At 68.7% G+C, this 18,312-nt stretch carries 15 protein-coding genes; 9 read left to right on the forward strand and 6 right to left on the reverse strand.

Translation table 11 applies throughout. The features are described 5' to 3' along the window. Nucleotides 1–56: 56 nt before the first annotated feature. On the reverse strand, nt 57–2,480 hold the full coding sequence (locus SNA_RS19115) for a DUF4132 domain-containing protein (protein WP_157879986.1): 2,424 nt from the start codon (nt 2,478–2,480) through the stop codon (nt 57–59). Between the two features lie 223 nt (nt 2,481–2,703). Between SNA_RS19115 and SNA_RS19120 the strand changes: the two genes are divergently transcribed. Continuing rightward, complete coding sequence (locus SNA_RS19120; protein ID WP_030065736.1) at nt 2,704–3,498, forward strand: carbon-nitrogen hydrolase family protein; 795 nt, start codon at nt 2,704–2,706, stop codon at nt 3,496–3,498. Between the two features lie 106 nt (nt 3,499–3,604). On the opposite strand, the gene SNA_RS19125 is transcribed toward SNA_RS19120, so the two are convergent. From SNA_RS19125 to SNA_RS42485, 3 genes are all read right to left on the reverse strand, one after another. Beyond that, entirely contained in the window at nt 3,605–4,231 is a 627-nt protein-coding gene (locus tag SNA_RS19125) for a GntR family transcriptional regulator (RefSeq protein ID WP_030065737.1), read from the reverse strand. Between the two features lie 331 nt (nt 4,232–4,562). After that, nucleotides 4,563–5,255, reverse strand: coding sequence for a class F sortase (locus tag SNA_RS19130; RefSeq protein WP_030065738.1), 693 nt, complete (start codon nt 5,253–5,255; stop codon nt 4,563–4,565). A 220-nt stretch (nt 5,256–5,475) separates the two neighbouring features. After that, entirely contained in the window at nt 5,476–6,405 is a 930-nt protein-coding gene (locus SNA_RS42485; protein ID WP_052808937.1) for a hypothetical protein, read from the reverse strand. A 705-nt stretch (nt 6,406–7,110) separates the two neighbouring features. Here SNA_RS42485 and SNA_RS19140 point away from each other — a divergent pair. The 4 genes from SNA_RS19140 (at nt 7,111) to SNA_RS19155 (ending at nt 11,983) form a co-directional block, all read left to right on the forward strand. Beyond that, a complete protein-coding gene (locus SNA_RS19140; protein WP_030065740.1) occupies nt 7,111–8,400 on the forward strand; it encodes an ATP-binding protein in 1,290 nt (429 codons plus the stop codon). Between the two features lie 150 nt (nt 8,401–8,550). After that, nucleotides 8,551–9,306, forward strand: a complete 756-nt coding sequence (locus tag SNA_RS19145; RefSeq protein ID WP_030065741.1) for a hypothetical protein — start codon at nt 8,551–8,553, stop codon at nt 9,304–9,306. Between the two features lie 335 nt (nt 9,307–9,641). Further along, nucleotides 9,642–10,838 carry a cytochrome P450 family protein gene (locus SNA_RS19150; RefSeq protein ID WP_030065742.1) on the forward strand — a complete coding sequence of 399 codons (1,197 nt, stop codon included), beginning with the start codon at nt 9,642–9,644 and terminating at the stop codon, nt 10,836–10,838. 443 nt (nt 10,839–11,281) lie between these two features. Further along, nucleotides 11,282–11,983: an aspartate/glutamate racemase family protein gene (locus SNA_RS19155; protein WP_030065743.1), complete on the forward strand. Its 702-nt coding sequence runs from the start codon at nt 11,282–11,284 to the stop codon at nt 11,981–11,983. 625 nt (nt 11,984–12,608) lie between these two features. Here the strand turns inward: SNA_RS19155 and SNA_RS19160 are convergent. Continuing rightward, entirely contained in the window at nt 12,609–12,839 is a 231-nt protein-coding gene (locus SNA_RS19160) for a DUF6296 family protein (protein ID WP_030065744.1), read from the reverse strand. Between the two features lie 264 nt (nt 12,840–13,103). Here SNA_RS19160 and SNA_RS19165 point away from each other — a divergent pair, with 264 nt between their 5' ends. Both SNA_RS19165 and SNA_RS19170 read left to right on the forward strand, forming a co-directional pair. Further along, entirely contained in the window at nt 13,104–14,393 is a 1,290-nt protein-coding gene (locus SNA_RS19165; RefSeq protein WP_030065745.1) for a serine hydrolase domain-containing protein, read from the forward strand. Between the two features lie 250 nt (nt 14,394–14,643). After that, nucleotides 14,644–15,135, forward strand: coding sequence for a VOC family protein (locus SNA_RS19170; protein WP_241779731.1), 492 nt, complete (start codon nt 14,644–14,646; stop codon nt 15,133–15,135). A 192-nt stretch (nt 15,136–15,327) separates the two neighbouring features. On the opposite strand, the gene SNA_RS19175 is transcribed toward SNA_RS19170, so the two are convergent. Beyond that, nucleotides 15,328–16,554, reverse strand: a complete 1,227-nt coding sequence (locus SNA_RS19175) for an MFS transporter (RefSeq protein WP_030065747.1) — start codon at nt 16,552–16,554, stop codon at nt 15,328–15,330. 193 nt (nt 16,555–16,747) lie between these two features. On the opposite strand from SNA_RS19175, the gene SNA_RS19180 reads away from it, so the two are divergent. Together SNA_RS19180 and SNA_RS19185 are read left to right on the forward strand one after the other, a co-directional pair. Further along, nucleotides 16,748–17,560, forward strand: a complete 813-nt coding sequence (locus tag SNA_RS19180; RefSeq protein ID WP_030065748.1) for an IS5 family transposase — start codon at nt 16,748–16,750, stop codon at nt 17,558–17,560. An 87-nt stretch (nt 17,561–17,647) separates the two neighbouring features. Continuing rightward, nucleotides 17,648–18,265, forward strand: coding sequence for a GNAT family N-acetyltransferase (locus tag SNA_RS19185; protein WP_030065749.1), 618 nt, complete (start codon nt 17,648–17,650; stop codon nt 18,263–18,265). The last annotated feature ends 47 nt before the right edge of the window (nt 18,266–18,312 follow it).

The raw sequence follows: 18,312 nt of genomic DNA on the forward strand, positions 1-18,312 counted from the left end.
CGTTGCTGATGGGGGCGTGACGGCCTGCACGGTGGACTGCATGGTGGGCTTCCTTGTCAGCTGGGCGGCTCCGACGGCCCCGTGCCTGCCCGGGCTATGAGTTCCTCCGCGGTGATGAGTTCCTCCGCGGTGCGGACGATACGTTCCAGGAGCTTTTCGTCGTACGGCAGAAAGGGCAGGGGGCGGGCCGTGCGGCCTTCGGGCACGGTGATGTCGACCGGATCGCCGTCGCGGGTGACGCGGCCGGTGGCGAGGTGGATGGCGTAGCCGTCCAGGCGGAGGTGGCGGGCGCCGAACTCCACGCGGCCGGAGGAATGGTGGCCGGCGAAGATACGGTGCAGTGCCTCGCGGCGCAGCTGGGCGCTCTGGCCCAGCGGGAGGGAATGAAGACGGTCGAGTTCCTGCCATGCGTCACGGTCGAGGGCGGAGCGACCACTGAGGTGAGTGTCGGTGGCGCTGTCGGTGTCGGTGTCGGTGTCGGTGTCAGTGTCGCTGTCGGTGTTGTGCCAGGCGTAGCTGGATGCGCTGACGAGGAGGTCGACCGCGCGCAGGATCTCGGAGCGCTTTACGGGATCGAGCCCGCGCAAAGGCTGTGCGCCTCCCCCGGCACGAACGAGACGTACATCCTGTGTCCCGGCCCATCCGCTCGCTCCGGGGTAGAGCTTCGCGGCAAGACCGAAGTAGGCGGTCACCTCCGGGAGGGAAAGGGCAAGCTCGTCCTCGTCGATGCGCCAGCCCTGACGTGCGGCCAATCCCAGGACCGTCTCGATACGCACCACGTGGCCACGGAACATGTCCGTTGAGTGAGTCGAGTGTGAGGGTGCCCCCTCGGAAAGATCCACAAGGTTCAGGGCGTCTGGGAGGTCTGGAAGGTAATGCTCCCGAAAAGCCTGCCGGAAGGGCTGGCGCAGCCGGAGGTCGGCGATCCGGTCGCGCCAGAGGCGGCGTTCGGTGTCGGTGGCGCGGGCAGGGTGCCAGAGGCGGACGGCGGCCGACGGGGATGGCTCGGGATCAAGGGCACCGTCGACTTGGGGCAACGTCGCTCGCCAGTCTCCGGCGGCGTACTCGATCTCCCAGATCAGGCGGCTGACGGCCCCACGCGCCACCGGATGCGTGGCCAGGGCATCGCGCCAGCGGTCGAAGCGGTAGACGCTCCCTGCCTGATAGCCGCCTTCGAGCCCGCGAAGCAGGGCGCGTATCTGGGTGCGGGTCGTACGCAGCACCTCGCGGGCCGCGGTGACGTCCTCCGGATGGTCGCGTCGGGCCGCGGCCGGGAGTGACCGCAGGGGACGGCCGTCGGCGCATTCCCAGGCCAGGGTGGGTTCGGGGGCGGCGGTGAGGACGGCGGTGCAGTAGCCGCAAGGGATTCTTTGGGTGCCGTCGGGGCCGTAGCCGAGGTCGGGAAGGCGGAGCAGGGTCCCGGAGCGTTGGGCGAGATTGCGTTCGGCGCGGGGCAGCAGGCGGTCGATTTTCTTGCGGACGCCGGCGTGGCGGACGACGCGGTGCGCTTCACGGAGCGCGGCGACGGATTCGGGGGTCGGGTAGGTCTCGACAGCCTGGGCGAGGACTATGCAGGCGCCCTGAGACGGGAGCGTCCGCGCCGCGGTCGGTGCCACGGCGAGCTGGGGCAACAACATGGACAGCACCTCCCCGGCCCAGGGTTCATCGCGACGCAGGGCCAGCCGGGCGGCGCGGCGGAGGGTCTCCGTATCGGCGGGGGTGAACGCCTTGTCAGCGGCGTACGGGACTTGGCCGGTGTGGATGGCGGCCAGGTGGTCGGCCGCGGAGTGGAGCGTACGGCGGGCGAGTTCGATGAAAGGCGGGGAGGGGGTGTATTCCGCGAGCCGATCCGTGAGCGGCGGCCAGGCGTCCGTCAGGGAGGGGTATCTGCAATCCTCGGCGATCCAGGCCCGTTCCCGGGCATCGGTCGTGAGCATCACGTCGAGTTCGGCGAGCCGGAGCGGGCTGTTTCCGCATTCCGTGCGCAGGCGGGCGACGAGCTCCGTTTCGACGGCCGGACCGGCCACCGCTGCCACGGCCAAGGCAGCACCGGCAATCTGGTCTCCCGTCACCGCCTCCGTCGCCGTCGCCGCCGACACGAGGGCGGCGGCGGACGCCCCCAGGGCGGACCCGTCCCCTTCCTCGAGGCCCGTATCGGTGCAGCGCAGAAGCGCACCGGCCGCGTAGCAGACGTCGGTGGGCTTCGGTGCTATAGCGAGCGCCGCGTAGAAGTCCACCAGAGTGGTTGCCGTGAACGCCGGCTGTGTCGTGGCCCGGGTGATGTCGCGGGCGGTCCGGCGCGCGTGCTCGTGGGCCTCCTCGTCGGCGAGCGTGCGGTACGCCGTCGGCAGCAGCGCGCCCAGCTCGATCGGGGTCAGCCGGGCGCGGGCGGCCCACATTCCATCTGACGCGCCCAGATCGGGCGGCGGACCGGTCATTGCGGCGGACAACCAAGCGGCGTTCGAGGAAAGTTCGTCCATGTCACGAACGGTAAGGGCAGGGTCTGACAATCGCCCTTCCGAGCGGAGAGGCCCGCGGCGCGGATCCTTTGCTGACACGCCGAGGAACACCCCAAGAGCCGCCGAATTCCCCGGCCGCATCGCAGACTCCGGGTCAGCGTCCGGAGCCACCGGGGAGAGACTCCGGAACACACCGGTGCACAGAAGAGTTGACGACGTGAAGTGCCACGAGAGAGGAAGCTGCATGCGCATCGCCCTGTGTCAGATGACGGCGTCCGCCGACCCGAACAAGAACCTCGCAGCGGTACGGGAGCATGTGCGCCGCGCGGCGCAGGAGGATGCGCGGCTGGTGGTGTTCCCCGAAGCGGCCATGGCGCGGTTCGGAACTCCCCTCCGTCAGGTGGCCGAGCCTCTGGACGGCCCGTGGGCCGAGGGGGTGCGGGCGGCGGCCCGGGAGGCGGGCGTGACGGTTGTTGCGGGGATGTTCACCCCGGCCGACGAAGGCAAGGTGGCCAATACGCTGCTGGCCGTGGGGCCGGAGGTGGATGCGTCCTACGACAAGATCCATCTGTACGACGCCTTCGGATTCCGGGAGTCCGACTCGGTCGCGGCAGGGTCACGGGTGGTGACGATCGACGTCGACGGAGTCCGCATCGGCCTGGCCACCTGTTACGACCTGCGTTTCCCCGAGTTGTTCCGGGCGCATGCGGACGCGGGGGCGGCGCTCTGCGTCCTCTCCGCCGCGTGGGGTGCCGGTCCCGGTAAGCGTGAGCAGTGGGACCTCCTGGTGCGGGCCCGCGCCTTGGACGCAACGGTCTGGCTGGCCGCCGTCGACGCAGCGGCCCCGGACCCGCAGGCCGATCCGGAGCTGCCCACCCCCGCGCCGACGGGTGTCGGACACAGCGCCCTGCTCGGTCCCGACGGAACCGTACGGGCCCGGTTGGGAGCCGTACCGGATCTGCTCATCGCCGATGTGGACGTCGAGGAGACCGAGCGGGTGCGTCGTGCGGTGGCCGTACTGGACAACCGACGGTTGTGACCGCCCTGCGATCGGCGGCCGTGTCACCGGCGGCCCGCGCCGGACACGGTCGGCGGCGACGACGCATACGGCCCGATGTAACGGACGGACGTGACGGCAGGCGCCCCTACGCCGCAAGCAAAATATGCTGCGTCGCCCGGAGATGACGGTCGATCGCCGTACAGGCGGCCGCGGCATCACCGGCCACCAGGCCGTCGAGGATCTGCCGGTGTTCGGCGAGCACCTCGTCCTGGCGTCGGCCCGTGCGGTACGGCGTGATGATGCCGACCCGGCTCTGGCGGCTGCGCAGCGCGTCGTACTGACGGCTCATCAGGGTGTTGCCGACGGCGGCTACGAGCGCGGCATGGAAGCGGTGGTCCGCGGCGATGAATTCCTTGGTGGTGTGCTCGCCGCGGAGCGATTCCTGGTGGGCGAGGAGATCGGTCATTTCCGTTACCGGGACGATGCCGTGCGCCGTGGTGGTCTCGGCGGCGAAGCGTTCGATCAGTCCGCGCATCTCCATCAGCTCACGGATATCGCGCCCGGACAGCGGCGCGATATGGGCTCCCCGCTTGGGCACCAGCCGTACGAGGTCCTCGGCGGCGAGCAGGAGCAGGGCTTCGCGGATCGGGGTGCGGGAGATGCCGATACGGTCGGCGAGGTCCTGCTCGGACAGGAAGCGGTCCTGCATGTCGGGGTCTGTCAGGACGCTGCCCTTGAGATAGGCGTACGCCTTCTCACGGCCTGACTGCATCGTTGGACCTGACTGCTTCTCTGGCCCCTGCTGCACCGCTGGCCCCGACTGCATCGTGCTTTCCATTGCGCTTCCCGCCGCTCCCCGCTGAGGTCCCCGTCGCGCTGTGCGGGTGGCCGTCGCGGGCACGGCATGGTGCACCGCGGGCTGCGCTTCCCGCCGCGATTTCTGCATGCATGTTGTATGCAGGTGGATGCAGAAGTTACCACGGTGAGCGGGGCGGCTGGGCCGCGGGTTCCTGCCCTCAACTCCCGGCCGTGCCTGGGCCCCTACCGGGGGCCGGCCCGCTGCGGGACCGGCCCCCGGGACCCGAAATAGCCCGGCTACTCACTCATGCACGGCCCGACGACGCGAGGTGGGCGAACACCACGACGTTGTCCTCGTAATCCTTGGCGGCCCTGTTGTACGGACCGCCGCAGGTGATCACGCGCAGCTGGGCGTCCGGAGTGTCGGCGTAGACCTGGTCGTTGGGGAACTGTGCTTTGCTGAACGTCTCGACCGAGTCGACCTTGAAGGTCGCAACGACGCCGTCGGCCCGTGTGACCTTGATCGTACTGCTCTTCTTGAGCCTGCTGAGCAGCATGAACACCGCCGGGCCGGTCTTGGTGTCGACATGGCCCGCGACGATCGATGCGCCGCGCTCGCCGGGAGTCGCCCCGCCCTTGAACCAGCCGACCAGGTTGTTGTTGTTACCGGGCGGGGCGTTGAGCTGACCGGCCGGGCCTATCTCCAAGGGAACGAAGGGCGCGTCGACGCCGATCTCCGGGATGGAGAGCCGTTTGGGCTCGGAGCGGGCCAGCGCCGGAACGGATGCGGGGAGGGAACGTATGCCGCCGGCCCGGGCGGTGGCGGCCACCGCGGGGCGGGACTGTGATGCGGGGTCCGCTGGTGCGCCTATGGAGTTGTAGACGAACAGGGTTCCCATGAGGAACGCCCCGGCAGGCCACATCAGCCGACGGCTGAGGGGTCCGGAACCGGGTGCGTTCCGGGGTGAGTTCGGCTGAGGCATCTGCTGGAAGGCCATGGAGCGCTGCCTTTCTTGTACGGACATCTCTTTGTGCGGGCGCGTCCTGCACCGGCGCCTCTTGTACGGGCGCTTCGTACCGGCGCCCCATGTACGGGCGTCGTGACGGCGCTGAAGAAGGGTGGGGGTGAGGCGGGGCCTGGAACGGCAATCGTCGCGGCCACCGTCCATCTGCGACGGTGGCCGCGACACCACGGCTAACTGTGGGGGCGCAGCCGAATCAGGCTGCGTTGTTCCCCCGCGCGTTGCGGCGGCGGAGCACATACACCCCGGCACCGAGACCGCCGAGCATCAGGACGGAGCCGGCGGCGAGGCCGCCTCCGGTGAGGGCCATACCGCCGCCACCGGTGTGGACGCCACCGGACGGCTTCTTGGCGGTGCCGTTGTCACCGGCAGTGCCGTTGCCACCGGCGTTGCCGTGGTCGCCACCGTTGCCGTGGTCGCCACCGTTGTCGTGGTCACGGCCGTGGTCGTGGTCGCCACCGTGGCCACCGCCACCCCAGCCGCCACCGCCACCGCCGCCGTAGCCACCGCCGTGGTCACCACCGCGACCGGGGTCACCACCGTGGCCGTGGCCGTGGCCGTGGCCGTCGCCGTGACCGTCGCCGTGGCCGCGGCCCCAGCCGCCGCCGTCGCCACCGCCGCCCCAGTCCTTGGTGATGGCCCGGGACATGGCGCCGCCACCGGTCTTCATACCACCGGACGGCTTCTTGGCGGTGCCGTTGTCACCGGCAGTGCCGTTGTCACCGGCAGTGCCGTGGTCGCCACCGTTGCCGTGGTCGCCACCGTTGCCGTGGTCACGGCCGTGGTCGCCGCCCCAGCCGTGGCCGTGGTCACGGCCGTGGCCGCGGCCCCAACCGTCGTCGCCACCTCCCCAGTCGTTGGTCAGTGCGCCGCCACCGGTCTTCATACCGCCGGACGGCTTCTTGGCGGTGCCGTTGTCACCGGCGGTGCCGTTGTCACCGGCGTTGCCGTGGTCGCCGCCCCAGCCGTGGCCGGGGTCACCGCCGTGACCCCGACCGTGGTCGTGGTCGCGGCTGCTGGATCCACCGTCGTCGCCAAACACGGTGATCGCCTGGGCAGCAGGAGTAGTGATGGCCAGGACCGCGGTAACGGCGGCCGAGGCAAACAGGGTGCGAGCAGTGCGCATGGAGACAGGTCCTTTCACATCGCTACTGCGAAGGCCGACACGTCATCGGCTCATCGGACCGCAATTGCGACGTGATCAACGTCAACCAGATGGCGCCTCGGCACCACCTGAGAAGGCCGCATTCGGGGTACTTCGTCCGCTCTTCGGGTGGCTTGGGCCGGATTTGTCACCCGTTCGATGGCGCGCCCCTACGGCGTGTCGCGGGTTCTACGGTGTAGCGGCCTGCACGGACGGCGTACACGGCGACCGAGGCCGCCATTTCGTCACGGAGCGTGAGTAACGGAAAGGGGTGAGGACGGGCCGTACGGCACCGGTGACGGCATGCGGGGGAAGGGTGCGGCGCCGGCGAGGGCGGTGGGCCGCGGGCGGGAGCGGACACGAGCCCGCGAGAGCTGGCGGGAGCGCACGAGAGCGGGCGGAATCCGGGCGCCGACGACGATTGCCCACCAACCTCCCTGCCTCCAGCCGCAGTTACCGCCGACGGCGCGATGCTTCCCCCTGAACCGGCTTGCCCCTCAAGAACATTCGCTACCTTCCCGGACACATCAGCACTCATCCGCTCAATGCCGCCCCGTGCCCCAGGAACACCATCTGGCTACATACGGAACGTAGCTTTCGCCGCTGCGGATTGTGCACGGTGGAGCAGGCCCCGCTCCCCGGCCGCCTCTAGCCTCGCTGCAACATCACCAACGAGGGGCGGTACCGGTGAACTGGCTCATCCACGACTACCGCGAGACGGATCTCGCCGCCGTGGTCCACCTCATCGACTCCACGGCCGAGCTCGGGCAGGAGTCGGTCTTCTCGCTGGCCGAGTGCATCAGCGCGCTCAGCTCACGGCAGCCCGCCGTGGTGGCCGTCCACCAGGGCGTGCCCATCGGTGCGGCGCTGGCCTGTGTAGCGGGTGAGCGGGGCTGGGTGATGCGGATCGCCATCTCGTCGGCCTGGCGTGGGCGGGGGCTGGCGAGTGCGCTTTTGGTGGAGCTGGAGCGGCGGCTGGTCGCCGCGCGGGTGAGCCGTATCGCGTACGTCCTGCCCGAGGAGGATCTTCTGGGCGAGGGCCTGCTCAACGCGGGCTATACGCGGCAGCCGGCCGTGGCCTACTTCGAGAAGGTCGAACCGCACCACGGCCCCGCGGCCAGCCTGCTGGAAGACCTCGGCGGACGGTTCCTGCCGGCCGATCTGTGGGCCAAGGTCGCCGGTATGGAGGCGGAGAAGGATCTGATCGAACGGCGTGTGGTGCTGCCGCTGGCGGAACCGGAGCGGGCCGCCCGGCACGGGGTACGGCCGCCGCGGGCGATTGCCCTGTTCGGTCCGCCGGGGACCGGGAAGACGACGTTCGCGCGGGGTATCGCGGCCAAACTGGGCTGGCCGTTCGTCGAGCTGCTGCCCTCCCGGCTGGCCGATGAGGGCAACCTCGCGGCGGCGCTGCGCAGCGCGTTCGCCCGTATCGCGGAGCTGGAGCGGGTGCTGGTCTTCATCGACGAGGTCGAGGAGATCGCCCCGGTGCGCGCGGAGCCGGCGCAGCCCGGCGGGCTGCACGGGGTGACCAACGAACTGCTCAAGCTGATACCCGGGTTCCGGGAGCGGGATGAGCGGCTGCTGGTGTGTGCGACCAACTCCATCCGTTCTCTCGACCCGGCCTTCCTGCGTCCCGGCCGCTTCGACTATCTGATCCCGATCGGCACGCCGGACACGGCGGCCCGTACGGCGATCTGGTCCCGCTACACGGACGGCCGCGCGGATGTGGATGTGGCGGCGCTGGTGGCGGCCAGCGAGCTGTTCACCCCGGCCGATATCGAGCATGCCGCCCGGGTCGCGGCGCAGGCTTCGTTCGAGCGGGACCTGGAGTCGATCGGACTCGGCGCGGGCGCGCAGGGGCGGTTGGGGGCGAGTACGGAGGACTATCTCGCCGCCATCGCCCAGTGCCGGCCGACGGTCACCCCGACGATGGTCGAGGAGTTCGCGGCGGATATCACTGCGCACGCTCGGTGTTGAGGGAGCGGGGCAGCGGGCCGCCCTGACCGGCCCCGGATTTGGCATCCCCCGACAAATACGCTCCGGCGGTGAAACGGCCGACACCTCCTCCCCGTACAAGGCTGCATCGAACCCGCGCCAAGGGTTCCGCACCGAGGACAGGAGTGTCGTGTGTCCCGAAAGAGAAGAATCGGCCGGGGGAAAAAGATCGCCGTCTTCGCCAGCTCCGTGGCGCTGGCCGGCGGAATCGCGATCGTCGCGACGGGCACCGGCCACGCATCGGTCCTGTGCGACGGGCTGGCCACCGCGCTGAGCAACAACCAGAAGTTCATCGCCGCCCAAGAGGCCCACCCCGACGCCCAGTCGGCCGCCCGCATCGCCAACCGTGAGGCCGTGGTCGCCCAGATCCAGTCCCGGCAGAAGGCGGCCGGGTGCGACGGCGGCCAGGGCAACGACAACGCGGCACCGCCGCCCGCGTCCGCACCCCCGGCAGGCCAGGAGGGGACCTCGCCTCCGGCGGACCAGCAAGGCACCACACCCCCGGCAGGCCGGCAAGGCACGACACCACCGGCAGACCAAGGGAGCACAACGCCTCCCGCCGACCCCGGCACCGCGTCTCCGCAGGACCCGCCCACGGCCTCAGGCCCGCCGGGCGGAGACCCCGCACAGTCGGCCGGGGCGGACGTCGTCTGCGCCGGCTCGACGGTCACCCTCTCCGGCGAGGGCGGCCCCCCGGCGGCGTCGAGCAACCAATTCCCCACCGGAACCAAGCTGAAGGTAACCAATCTGGACAACAACAAGTCGACCACAGTGTCCGTCACTTCGGCGTCGGGGAGCTGTGCGCTGCTCAACAACGCCGCCTTCGAGCAGGTACGCGAGCCAGGAAAGTTCCTGATCCGCCACGCCCGGATCGAACGCGTCGGATAGGCCGACCGACCTGGACCAGGCCGGAGCCACGAGTCTGGACGAGACCGGAACCACGAGTAGGGGGCCGCGCGCCACCCCACCCGCGCGGCCCCCCCGCTCCTCCACTCCCCAACTCCCCCACCCCCCTCTCCCCGGTCGATCCCACCCCCTCCGTACGGAGTACGCACAGCGCATCTCGCTCCGCCTACCGGACGATGCCCGTTTCATCACCCCTGCATAGTCTGGCGCGGAGATCACGACACGATGTCGAGATCACGACGCGATATGGGGGCAGGACCGTGGCGGAAACTCCGACAAAGCCGCAGGCGGCAGGGGTGGTCGAGCAGACACCGGGGATCGTCGACCTGGCCTCCTACGGAAAGGGCTTCGCCGCCGACCCCTATCCGTACTACGCCGAGCTGCGCGCCCAAGGTCCCGTACACCGTGTGCAGATACCCGAAGGTCCGGAGGCATGGCTGATCGTCGGCTACGACGCGGTCCGGGCGGCGCTGGCCGACGACCGGCTCAAGAAGGACTGGTGGGCCGCGGGGATGATGGACGAGAACGCCGAGGACTCCCCGCTGTTCAAACACATGCTGGATTCCGACCCGCCGCACCACACCCGGCTGCGGAAGCTGGTGGCCCGGGAGTTCACCTCCCGCCGCGTCGAGGCGCTGCGGCCGCGTGTCCAGGAGATCACCGACGAGCTGCTGGACGCGATGCTCGGCGTCCCCAACGGGCGCGCCGACCTGGTGGACGCGCTGGCGTTCCCGTTGCCCATGACCGTGATCTGCGAACTGATCGGTGTCCCCGACATGGACCGGTCCGCCTTTCGCGCATGGTCGAACGAGATCGTCGCGCCGACCGACCCGTTGGCCGTACAGGAGGCCATCAGGGCGATGACCGCATACCTCGTGGACCTGATCGACCAGAAGCGCGGTGTGCCCGGCGATGACCTGCTCAGCGCCCTGATCCGGACGAGCGACGCGGACGGCGACCGGCTCTCCCGCGACGAACTCGTCGGAATGGCCTTCCTGCTCCTGGTGGCCGGCCACGAGACCACGGTCAGTCTGATCTCCAATGGGGTACGGGCCCTGCTCCAGCATCCGGACCAGCTGGCCGCCCTGCGGGCCGATGCCTCCCTCCTGGACAACGCCGTGGAGGAGATGCTGCGTTACGACGGTCCGGTGGAGACGGCCACTTGGCGCTTCGCCTCGGAGCCGGTCGAGATCGGCGGTACGGTCATACCCGCCAGGGAACCCGTACTGGTCGTCTTGGCCTCCGCCTCCCGCGACCCCGAGCGCTTCGCCGCCGCGGACGAGTTCGACATCACCCGCGAGCCCCGTGGCCATGTGGCCTTCGGGCACGGCATCCACTTCTGCCTCGGCGCCCCACTGGCACGCATGGAGGCCCGTATCGCCATCGGCTCCCTCTTGGACCGCTGCTCCGACCTTGTGCTCGACTGCCCCGCGGACGCCCTCACCTGGCGCCCCAGCATGCTCATCCGGGGCACGGAGCAGCTCCCGGTCCGCTGGGCGGATGACCAGACGTGACCGTCAGGTGACCGCGTAGGTGACCATGTCAATGAGCGGGTAAATGTCCGTGTCCGGAGAGGTGTTGGGCCGCCGTGGCGCCGTCGTCCCCTGCCGCGGCTGCACCGAGGACGACGGCTTCACCTGGCAGCGGTACGAAGAGCGTCGTCTGACGGCCCGTATCGCGGAGCGGTCCGCCGAAGGGCGCGCCACCCTGGCGGCGCTGACCGCCGTCCGTCCGCAACCGCACCTCCTCCGCGGGAGCCGCAGCGCATACACCGCGGCGCAGGCCATTGGCCGGCGCAACCCCCACTCGCCCCGCGCGTCCCCGTCGCCCCGCCGTCCTTTCCCATGGACAACGCCACCGTGGACGACGCCACCGTGGACGACGCCACCGTGTACAACGCCACGGTGAACAACGAGGCAGATCAACTTCCTCGGCACGGATGTGCGACAGTGGCGCGATGAGGACTATCGGGCTGCTCGGCGGCATGAGTTGGGAATCGACGGCGGAGTACTACCGGCTGCTGAACGAGCTGACGCGTGAGCGTCTGGGCGGTCTCCACTCGGCGCGGTGTGTGCTGTACTCCGTCGACTTCGCCGAGATCGAACGGCTGCAGACCGAGGGGCGCTGGGACGTTGCGGCCGAGATATTGGCCCAGGCCGCCAAGGCCCTGGAGGCCGCGGGCGCGGACATGCTGCTGATCTGCACCAACACCATGCACAAGGTCGCCGACGAAGTGGCCGCCGCGGTCTCCGTCCCGCTCCTGCATCTGGCCGACACCACCGCGAGCGCCGTACGGGCGCAGGGCCTGCGCCGTGTGGGGCTGCTGGGCACGGCCTTCACCATGGAACAGGATTTCTATCGGGGCCGGCTCACGGCCCAGGGCCTAGACGTCCTGGTCCCCGATGGCTCCGGACGCAGGACCGTGCACCAGGTGATCTACGAGGAACTCTGCGTCGGGATCGTCCGCGAAGAGTCCCGCAGGGCCTACCAGGCCATCATCAAGGACCTGGTGGCCGCCGGCGCCGAGGGCATCGTGCTCGGCTGCACCGAGATCGAGCTGCTGATCAGCGAAGACGACAGCCCCGTCCCCGTCTTCCCGACCACCCGGCTCCACGCCGAAGCAGCGGTCGCCCGGGCGCTGACGGACGACGCGACCTGAAACCGGGCAGGGAGCCCCGGGCTCAGGAAACACGTCGTCCGCGTGACAAATCCTTTCCGCGGTCCGGGGTTTGAAGTGAAGCCGGGTAGGCTGACGTGGTGTCGCACACCGAGTTGGAACGACTTGCCAGGATCCGGATGCAGGTGACCGGAGAGACCCTGGAACGCGCCATGGCGGTACTCGAAGGACACATCACGGGGCCCGAGCAGCCGGATCCGACCGATCACGCCTGTGCCCCATCCGGTTCGGACGAATCCCCTGACTCCGACGCCCGGTCCGGTTCGGCTGCCTCCTCCCCCACCACCTCTTCCTCTGCGCCCGCCTCTCCCCCCGCATCTGCCGAGCCGGTCGCCGACCGGCCCACCGCCGAGGAATCACCACGGCCTCAGCGCCGCCCCCACCTGCGGAGCCTCTAGGGCCAGGCCGAGGCCCTCCCCGTCCGAGCACCGCTCACAAGCGCACCACCGGCTGCACGCGCGCCTCCGCTCAACTCCACAAGCGCACCCCATGCCGCGCGGCCCACCCTCCCCGGACGCCTCACCGCTCCCTCTGGTCACCCCTCCCTCTGGCGTCGTACTACTGCCCCTAAGAGAGCGCCCCCGACACTCCCCACACTCTCCGGGCTCTACGGACACAGCGGCCGGGCCAGCAGCGGTGCCTGCGGCGCCTGGTGTCCGCCGCTGGCCAGCATGCGGACCTCGCCACGGTCGCTGATCTCCGCGCGTACGATCCCCGATTCGTCTTCGTAGACCGGATACCCGCCCGCTCCCGCCATCTCGGTGCGCCGGACCACCACCACATCGTCCTCCACGGCGAGAGCCTGAAATACCAGCTCATAGCGTTCCGGGTAATCCATCGCGGCCTCCCGAACTGAATCTGCCGCTACACCTCCGCCATTCCATCGTCACTCACCCGGGCCCGCGGCGCCTCAGGAGGGGCTGTCGCTGTGACGGCGGTCCACCGGCTCCGATCCACCGCCCACGAAGTTAAACCTGATCTTTGTCATCGAGATTTGGGATCAAGGTAGTTCCACGGGTTGATGGCGCGAGGCCGTCCCACCGCCAGAATCGAACCAACAAGATCGAACGCCCGTCATGGACCTCGAACTCACGGAGACACCATGCCTGTTACCCGCCCCACCCGCCGCACTGTGCGGCTCGCCGGGACCACCACTGCCGCCTTACTCGCGCTGACAGCACCGGCGGTCTCGACGGCCTCGGCCGTCCCGGCCCCCGCTACCCCGCTCACCACGACCGCCGCCACCGCACCCACCACCGACCGCGCCGGCCTCGACCGTGCGGCGCTCGACAGAACCCTGGAGGCATTCCACGACGCAGGGATGTACGGCGCTTACTCTGCGGTGCGCGACGGCTCCGAGGAGTGGCAGGGAGCGGCAGGATGGGCCGACCTCGGCACCAAACGTCCCACCACCCCAGAGATGCGTCACCGCATCGGCAGCATCACCAAGACGTTCACCTCGGTCGCCGTCCTACAGCAGGTGGGGAAGGGCCGCATCGCGCTGGACGCGCCCATAGGCCGCTATCTGCCCGACCTCATCCCGGGCAAGCGCGGCCGGACCATCACCGTACGCATGCTGCTCAACCACACCAGCGGTATCGGCGACTACGCCAACGCGATCTTCGCGACCCCGCAGAGCCTGGAAGACAACCGCTTCCATCAATTCGCCCCCGAGGCACTGGCCCGACTGGGCCTCAAGGCCCCGCCGTTGGGCAATCCGGGCGAGGCGCATCACTACTCCAACACCAACTACATCATCGCCGGACTTCTGCTACGGAAGATCACGGGCGAGTCCCCGGAGCGGTACATCACCGACCACGTCATCCATAAGGCCGGGCTACGCCATACCTACTTCCCGGCTTCTGCCTACCTGACCGGCCCCCACGCCAAGATGTACGAAGCCGCCTACGGAGGCTTCAACCCGCCCCGCGACTTCAGCGTCTACAACCTGTCCTGGGCCGGGACGGCCGGTTCACTGGTCTCGACCATGCCCGATCTGAACCGCTTCTACCGCGCACTGCTCAGCGGCAAGCTCCTCGCCCCCGCAGAGCTGCGCCAAATGAAGACCACGGTGCCGATCGAAGGCACCACCGCGCGCTACGGCCTGGGCCTGCTCCGTACCGAACTGCCCTGCGGAGAATTCTGGGGACACAACGGTCTGGTGCTCGGCGCCATGACCTGGTCCTTCACCAGCACCGATGGCCGCCACCAGATATCCCTCGGCTTCAACCTGACGCGCTACCAAAAACTCGACAGCAACGGCCGACCCAAGCCCAGCCCGATCGACGACGCCATGAACACACACATAGCGCAAGCCCTCTGCGGCACCCACGCCCACGCCCATCCGCAGCCGGAGGCATCGCGCATCCTCCCGCTGCCGAGCGCACCGTAGGCGTCTCGCCCCCGTGCGCTGTCACGGGGGCGAGACGGGTCCGAGAAGCGCCAGCAGCTCGGATAGTTACGAGGACCACCGTACGGGCGCCCACTGACAATGAACCCTGGAGCCGCCCACGTACACCCGCATCACCTCGCCAAACCTGGCCGCGACCAGGCCGACAACGCCACCCGATCGGATTAACGCCACACAGCCAACAGCCCGTTCGGAGGCGAGGCCAGAAGCGGAGAGAGGAGACTGCACGACGGTGACCACACGACGGACGTCGACACGCCCAGTGGCGGCACAAGGCCCGGCGACCGAAGAGGGACGAGGGGGAGAAGAGACTACGGAAGCGGCAACGACGGGCGAAGGAACCCCCCTGAATCCCCACCCCCGTTTCTCGCTGGCGACCGTGGTCGTGGACTGCCCGGATGCCCCTGCACTGGCGGACTTCTATCAACGCCTGCTGGGATGGGAAGTGAAATTCCACGAATCGGACTGGGTCCTGCTCAGACCGCCGGAGGGTGGCACAGGACTCTCCTTCCAGTCGGAGGCGGCGTACCGCCCTCCGGTATGGCCGGAACGGGCAGAGGAGCAACAGAAGATGCTCCATCTGGACATCCGGGTCGATGACCTCGACGAGGCCGGGGCGTACGCCGTCGCCTTGGGTGCGACACTGGCGGAAGTCCAGCCACAGGACGACGTCCGCGTGTTCTTCGACCCAGCGGGACATCTCTTCTGCCTCTTTCTCCACTGATTTCACCACTGACGGCCGGTCAGCGGATTCCACTCCCTTCGCGACCACGAGCCACGGGCCGCCCGAAAGGAAGAGGGCTTAGAGCGGCTAACACAATGAGCCGAATGGTCAGTGGCTGACTGAGCGGCAGCCAGGCCGGGGGACGATGTGGCAAGCGTTGGACAGAAGCACCTGTGGGGAGTCTCTGTGCATTCAGGACTGCTCTTTGCGGTCCGGGCCGGGGAAGCGTTCGGCGAAGCGTGCCCCTACTGCCAGGACCATGAGAGCCGCGGTGCATCCGCCCAGCAGCATGACTGCGGACGGAGAGGTGCGGTCCAGGATGACTCCCCCTACGAGTGCACCGATAGAGAATGTTGCCTGGAAGGAGGCGGTGAACAGGACCGTTGCCGCTTCCGGGGCATGCGGTGCCGCCTTGGAGAACCAGGTCTGCGACGCGACTGGCACGGCGCCATACGCGATGCCCCACACGATCAGCAGTATCACTGCGCCGACCTCCCAGCAGCCCAACGCTGGAAGCAGGAGGGTCACCGTGGCGATCAGGCCGGCCGCGAGCCCAAAGACGGTCCGGGGATACCGGGCCACCCAGGCGCCGCCCAGGAAGTTGCCGAGGATGCCGGCGGCACCGTAGAGCAGCAAGAACGTAGTGATCAGACCACCGCTGGCGTGGGTGACCTGTTCCAGGAACGGTGTCACGTAGGTGTAGGTGCCGAAGTGAGCCAGCACAACAAGGAACGTCAGCAAGAGTGCGAAGCGGGTTTTGACACTGCGGAGCATGCCGCTGAGGACGCCAAGCCGTGTGGCCTGGACCGGAGGAAGCGGCGGTACGAGCAAGAGCAGCATGACCAGTACGCCGACCGTCAGAGTTCCCATGACGGTGAAGGCCGTTCGCCATCCGGCGAGATCTCCGATGAGGGTCCCGGTCGGCACGCCGAGGACGGATCCCAGCGGGACGGCAGAGAAGATCACGGCAGTAGCCCTGCCGACCGAGGCCGGCGGCACCAGTCGTTCCGCCAACCCTGCCCCGATCGACCAGAAGCCGCCGATCGTGATCCCGACCATGATCCGGGAGGTCAGTACGAGCCAGTAGTTGGATGCCGCGGCGGCCAGGAAGTTCGCCAGTGCCAGCAGGAGCATGAAAACGCACAGCATCACTCGGCGGTCGAAGCGTGCCGTGGCCGCGGTGACCAGTGGGGCGGCGATAGCCGCCAGGAAGCCGGGCATGGTCATCATCAGTCCAGCCATCCCGTCCGAGATGGTGAAACTGGATCCGATCGAGGTCAGCAGACCGATCGGCAGGATCTCGGTGGTGACGATGGCGAAGATTCCCAGCATCACCGAGACCACGGCCAGCCACCCCATCAGCGGGGACCGAGGGGATAAGAACTGGCTGTTGACTGAAGCGGTGGTGGTAATCGGCATGGCGTTCCATCCTGTGAAGGCAGCGCGGTTCGCGATCAGTCCAGCAGGTTTCGTCGAGAGGTAGCTGGCAGGTCTGCGACTGCACCCTTGCCCTGCACGGGTGATGTCGCATACCCGCCGACAACGGCCTCCGCAATGAAGTGCCTTGGTCCTAGCGGTGGTGTCGGCAGGGCGCGCTGAGCACTCTGACCACATGGGGGCTTCACCATGGAACGTGTCGGATGAGCTGTGGGAGCGGATCGAACCGCTTCTACCGTGCAAGCAACGGCGGTTCCGGTATCCAGGGCGCAAGCCCGTGCCGGATCGAAAGGTTTTCTGCGGCATCCTGTACGTGCTGCACACCGGCATCCAGTGGGAGTACCTGCCCGCCGAGATGGGCTTCGGGTCGGGCATGACCTGTTGGAGACGGCTGCGGGACTGGAACGAGGCCGGAGTCTGGCAACGACTGCATGAGGTACTACTTGCCGAGCTGAATGCCGCATCGCGGCTCGACTGGGCGCGCTGCGTTGTCGACTCCAGCCACGTGCGAGCCCTGAAAGGAGGGATCCACACAGGTCCGTCGCCGGTCGACCGTGGCCGGGCAGGCTCCAAGCACCACATGATCACTGACGGGCACGGCACCCCGCTCACGGTCATCCTCACCGGAGGCAACCGCAACGACGTCACCCAGCTGCTGCCACTGCTCGATGCCATCCCACCAGTCCGCGGCCGGGTCGGCCGTCCCCGCCGCAAGCCTGACCCGCTGTTCGCCGACCGCGGCTACGACCACGACATCTACCGCGAGATGGTCCGTGCCCGCCGGATCCTGCCCGTCATTGCCCGCCGTGGCACGCCCCACGGCAGCGGACTGGGTATCTACCGTTGGGTGGTAGAGCGTACGTTCGCCTGGCTACACGGCTTCCGACGTCTCCGGGTGCGCTGGGAACGCCGAGCCGACATCCACGAGGCGTTCCTGAGACTCGCCTGCTGTCTCATCGCCCACTGGCAACTCAGCTCATTGTGTTAGCTCCTCTTAACCAAAGGTGGCCGGGTGGCCTGGGTGTGTGCGGATAACGGGAGGACGCCAGGCGGGACGGCGGGACACAATGCCGCAATGGTTGATCACGTTCACAGTGCCCCACGTCCCGACTTCGTCAGCAAGCCCACGCTGAGAGGGGAAAAGGTGCTGCTCCGGCCAGTCACGGTGGATGACGTGTCCGCGCTGATGCCGATGTTCCGGGACGCGGAGGCATCACGGCTGACCGGCAGCCATGACGACGGCCGACCTGATGAAGCGCGGATACGCACCTGGTACGACACCCGGCGGGACCAGGAGGACCGGCTGGACCTCGCCGTGGTCGAGCAGGCGACGGGGAACGTCATCGGTGAGGCGGTTCTCAACGACTGGGACCCGGGCAACGAAAGCTGCAACTTCCGCATCTGCCTCGTCCCTGGCACCTACGGGCACGGCATGGGGACGGAGGCGACCCGGCTGATCGTGGGATACGGCTTCGAGAAGCTGGGTCTGCACCACATCTCGCTGGAGGTCTACTCCTTCAATCCGCGGGCTCGCCGCGTCTACGAGAAGGTGGGGTTCGTCGCTGAAGGCGTACTGCGCGATGCGCTGCTGTGGGAGGGCACGCGGGTGGATGCGGCGGTGATGTCGTTTCTGGCGCCGGAGTGGTTCCAGCATCATGGCTGGCCGGAACCAGCCGGTCACACGTCGGTGTGACCGTACCGCTGGTGTCAGATCGTTCGCTGGAGGCCGCCCGCTGGCGC

Source organism: Streptomyces natalensis ATCC 27448 (assembly GCF_000935125.1).
Classification (GTDB): Bacteria; Actinomycetota; Actinomycetes; order Streptomycetales; family Streptomycetaceae; genus Streptomyces; species Streptomyces natalensis.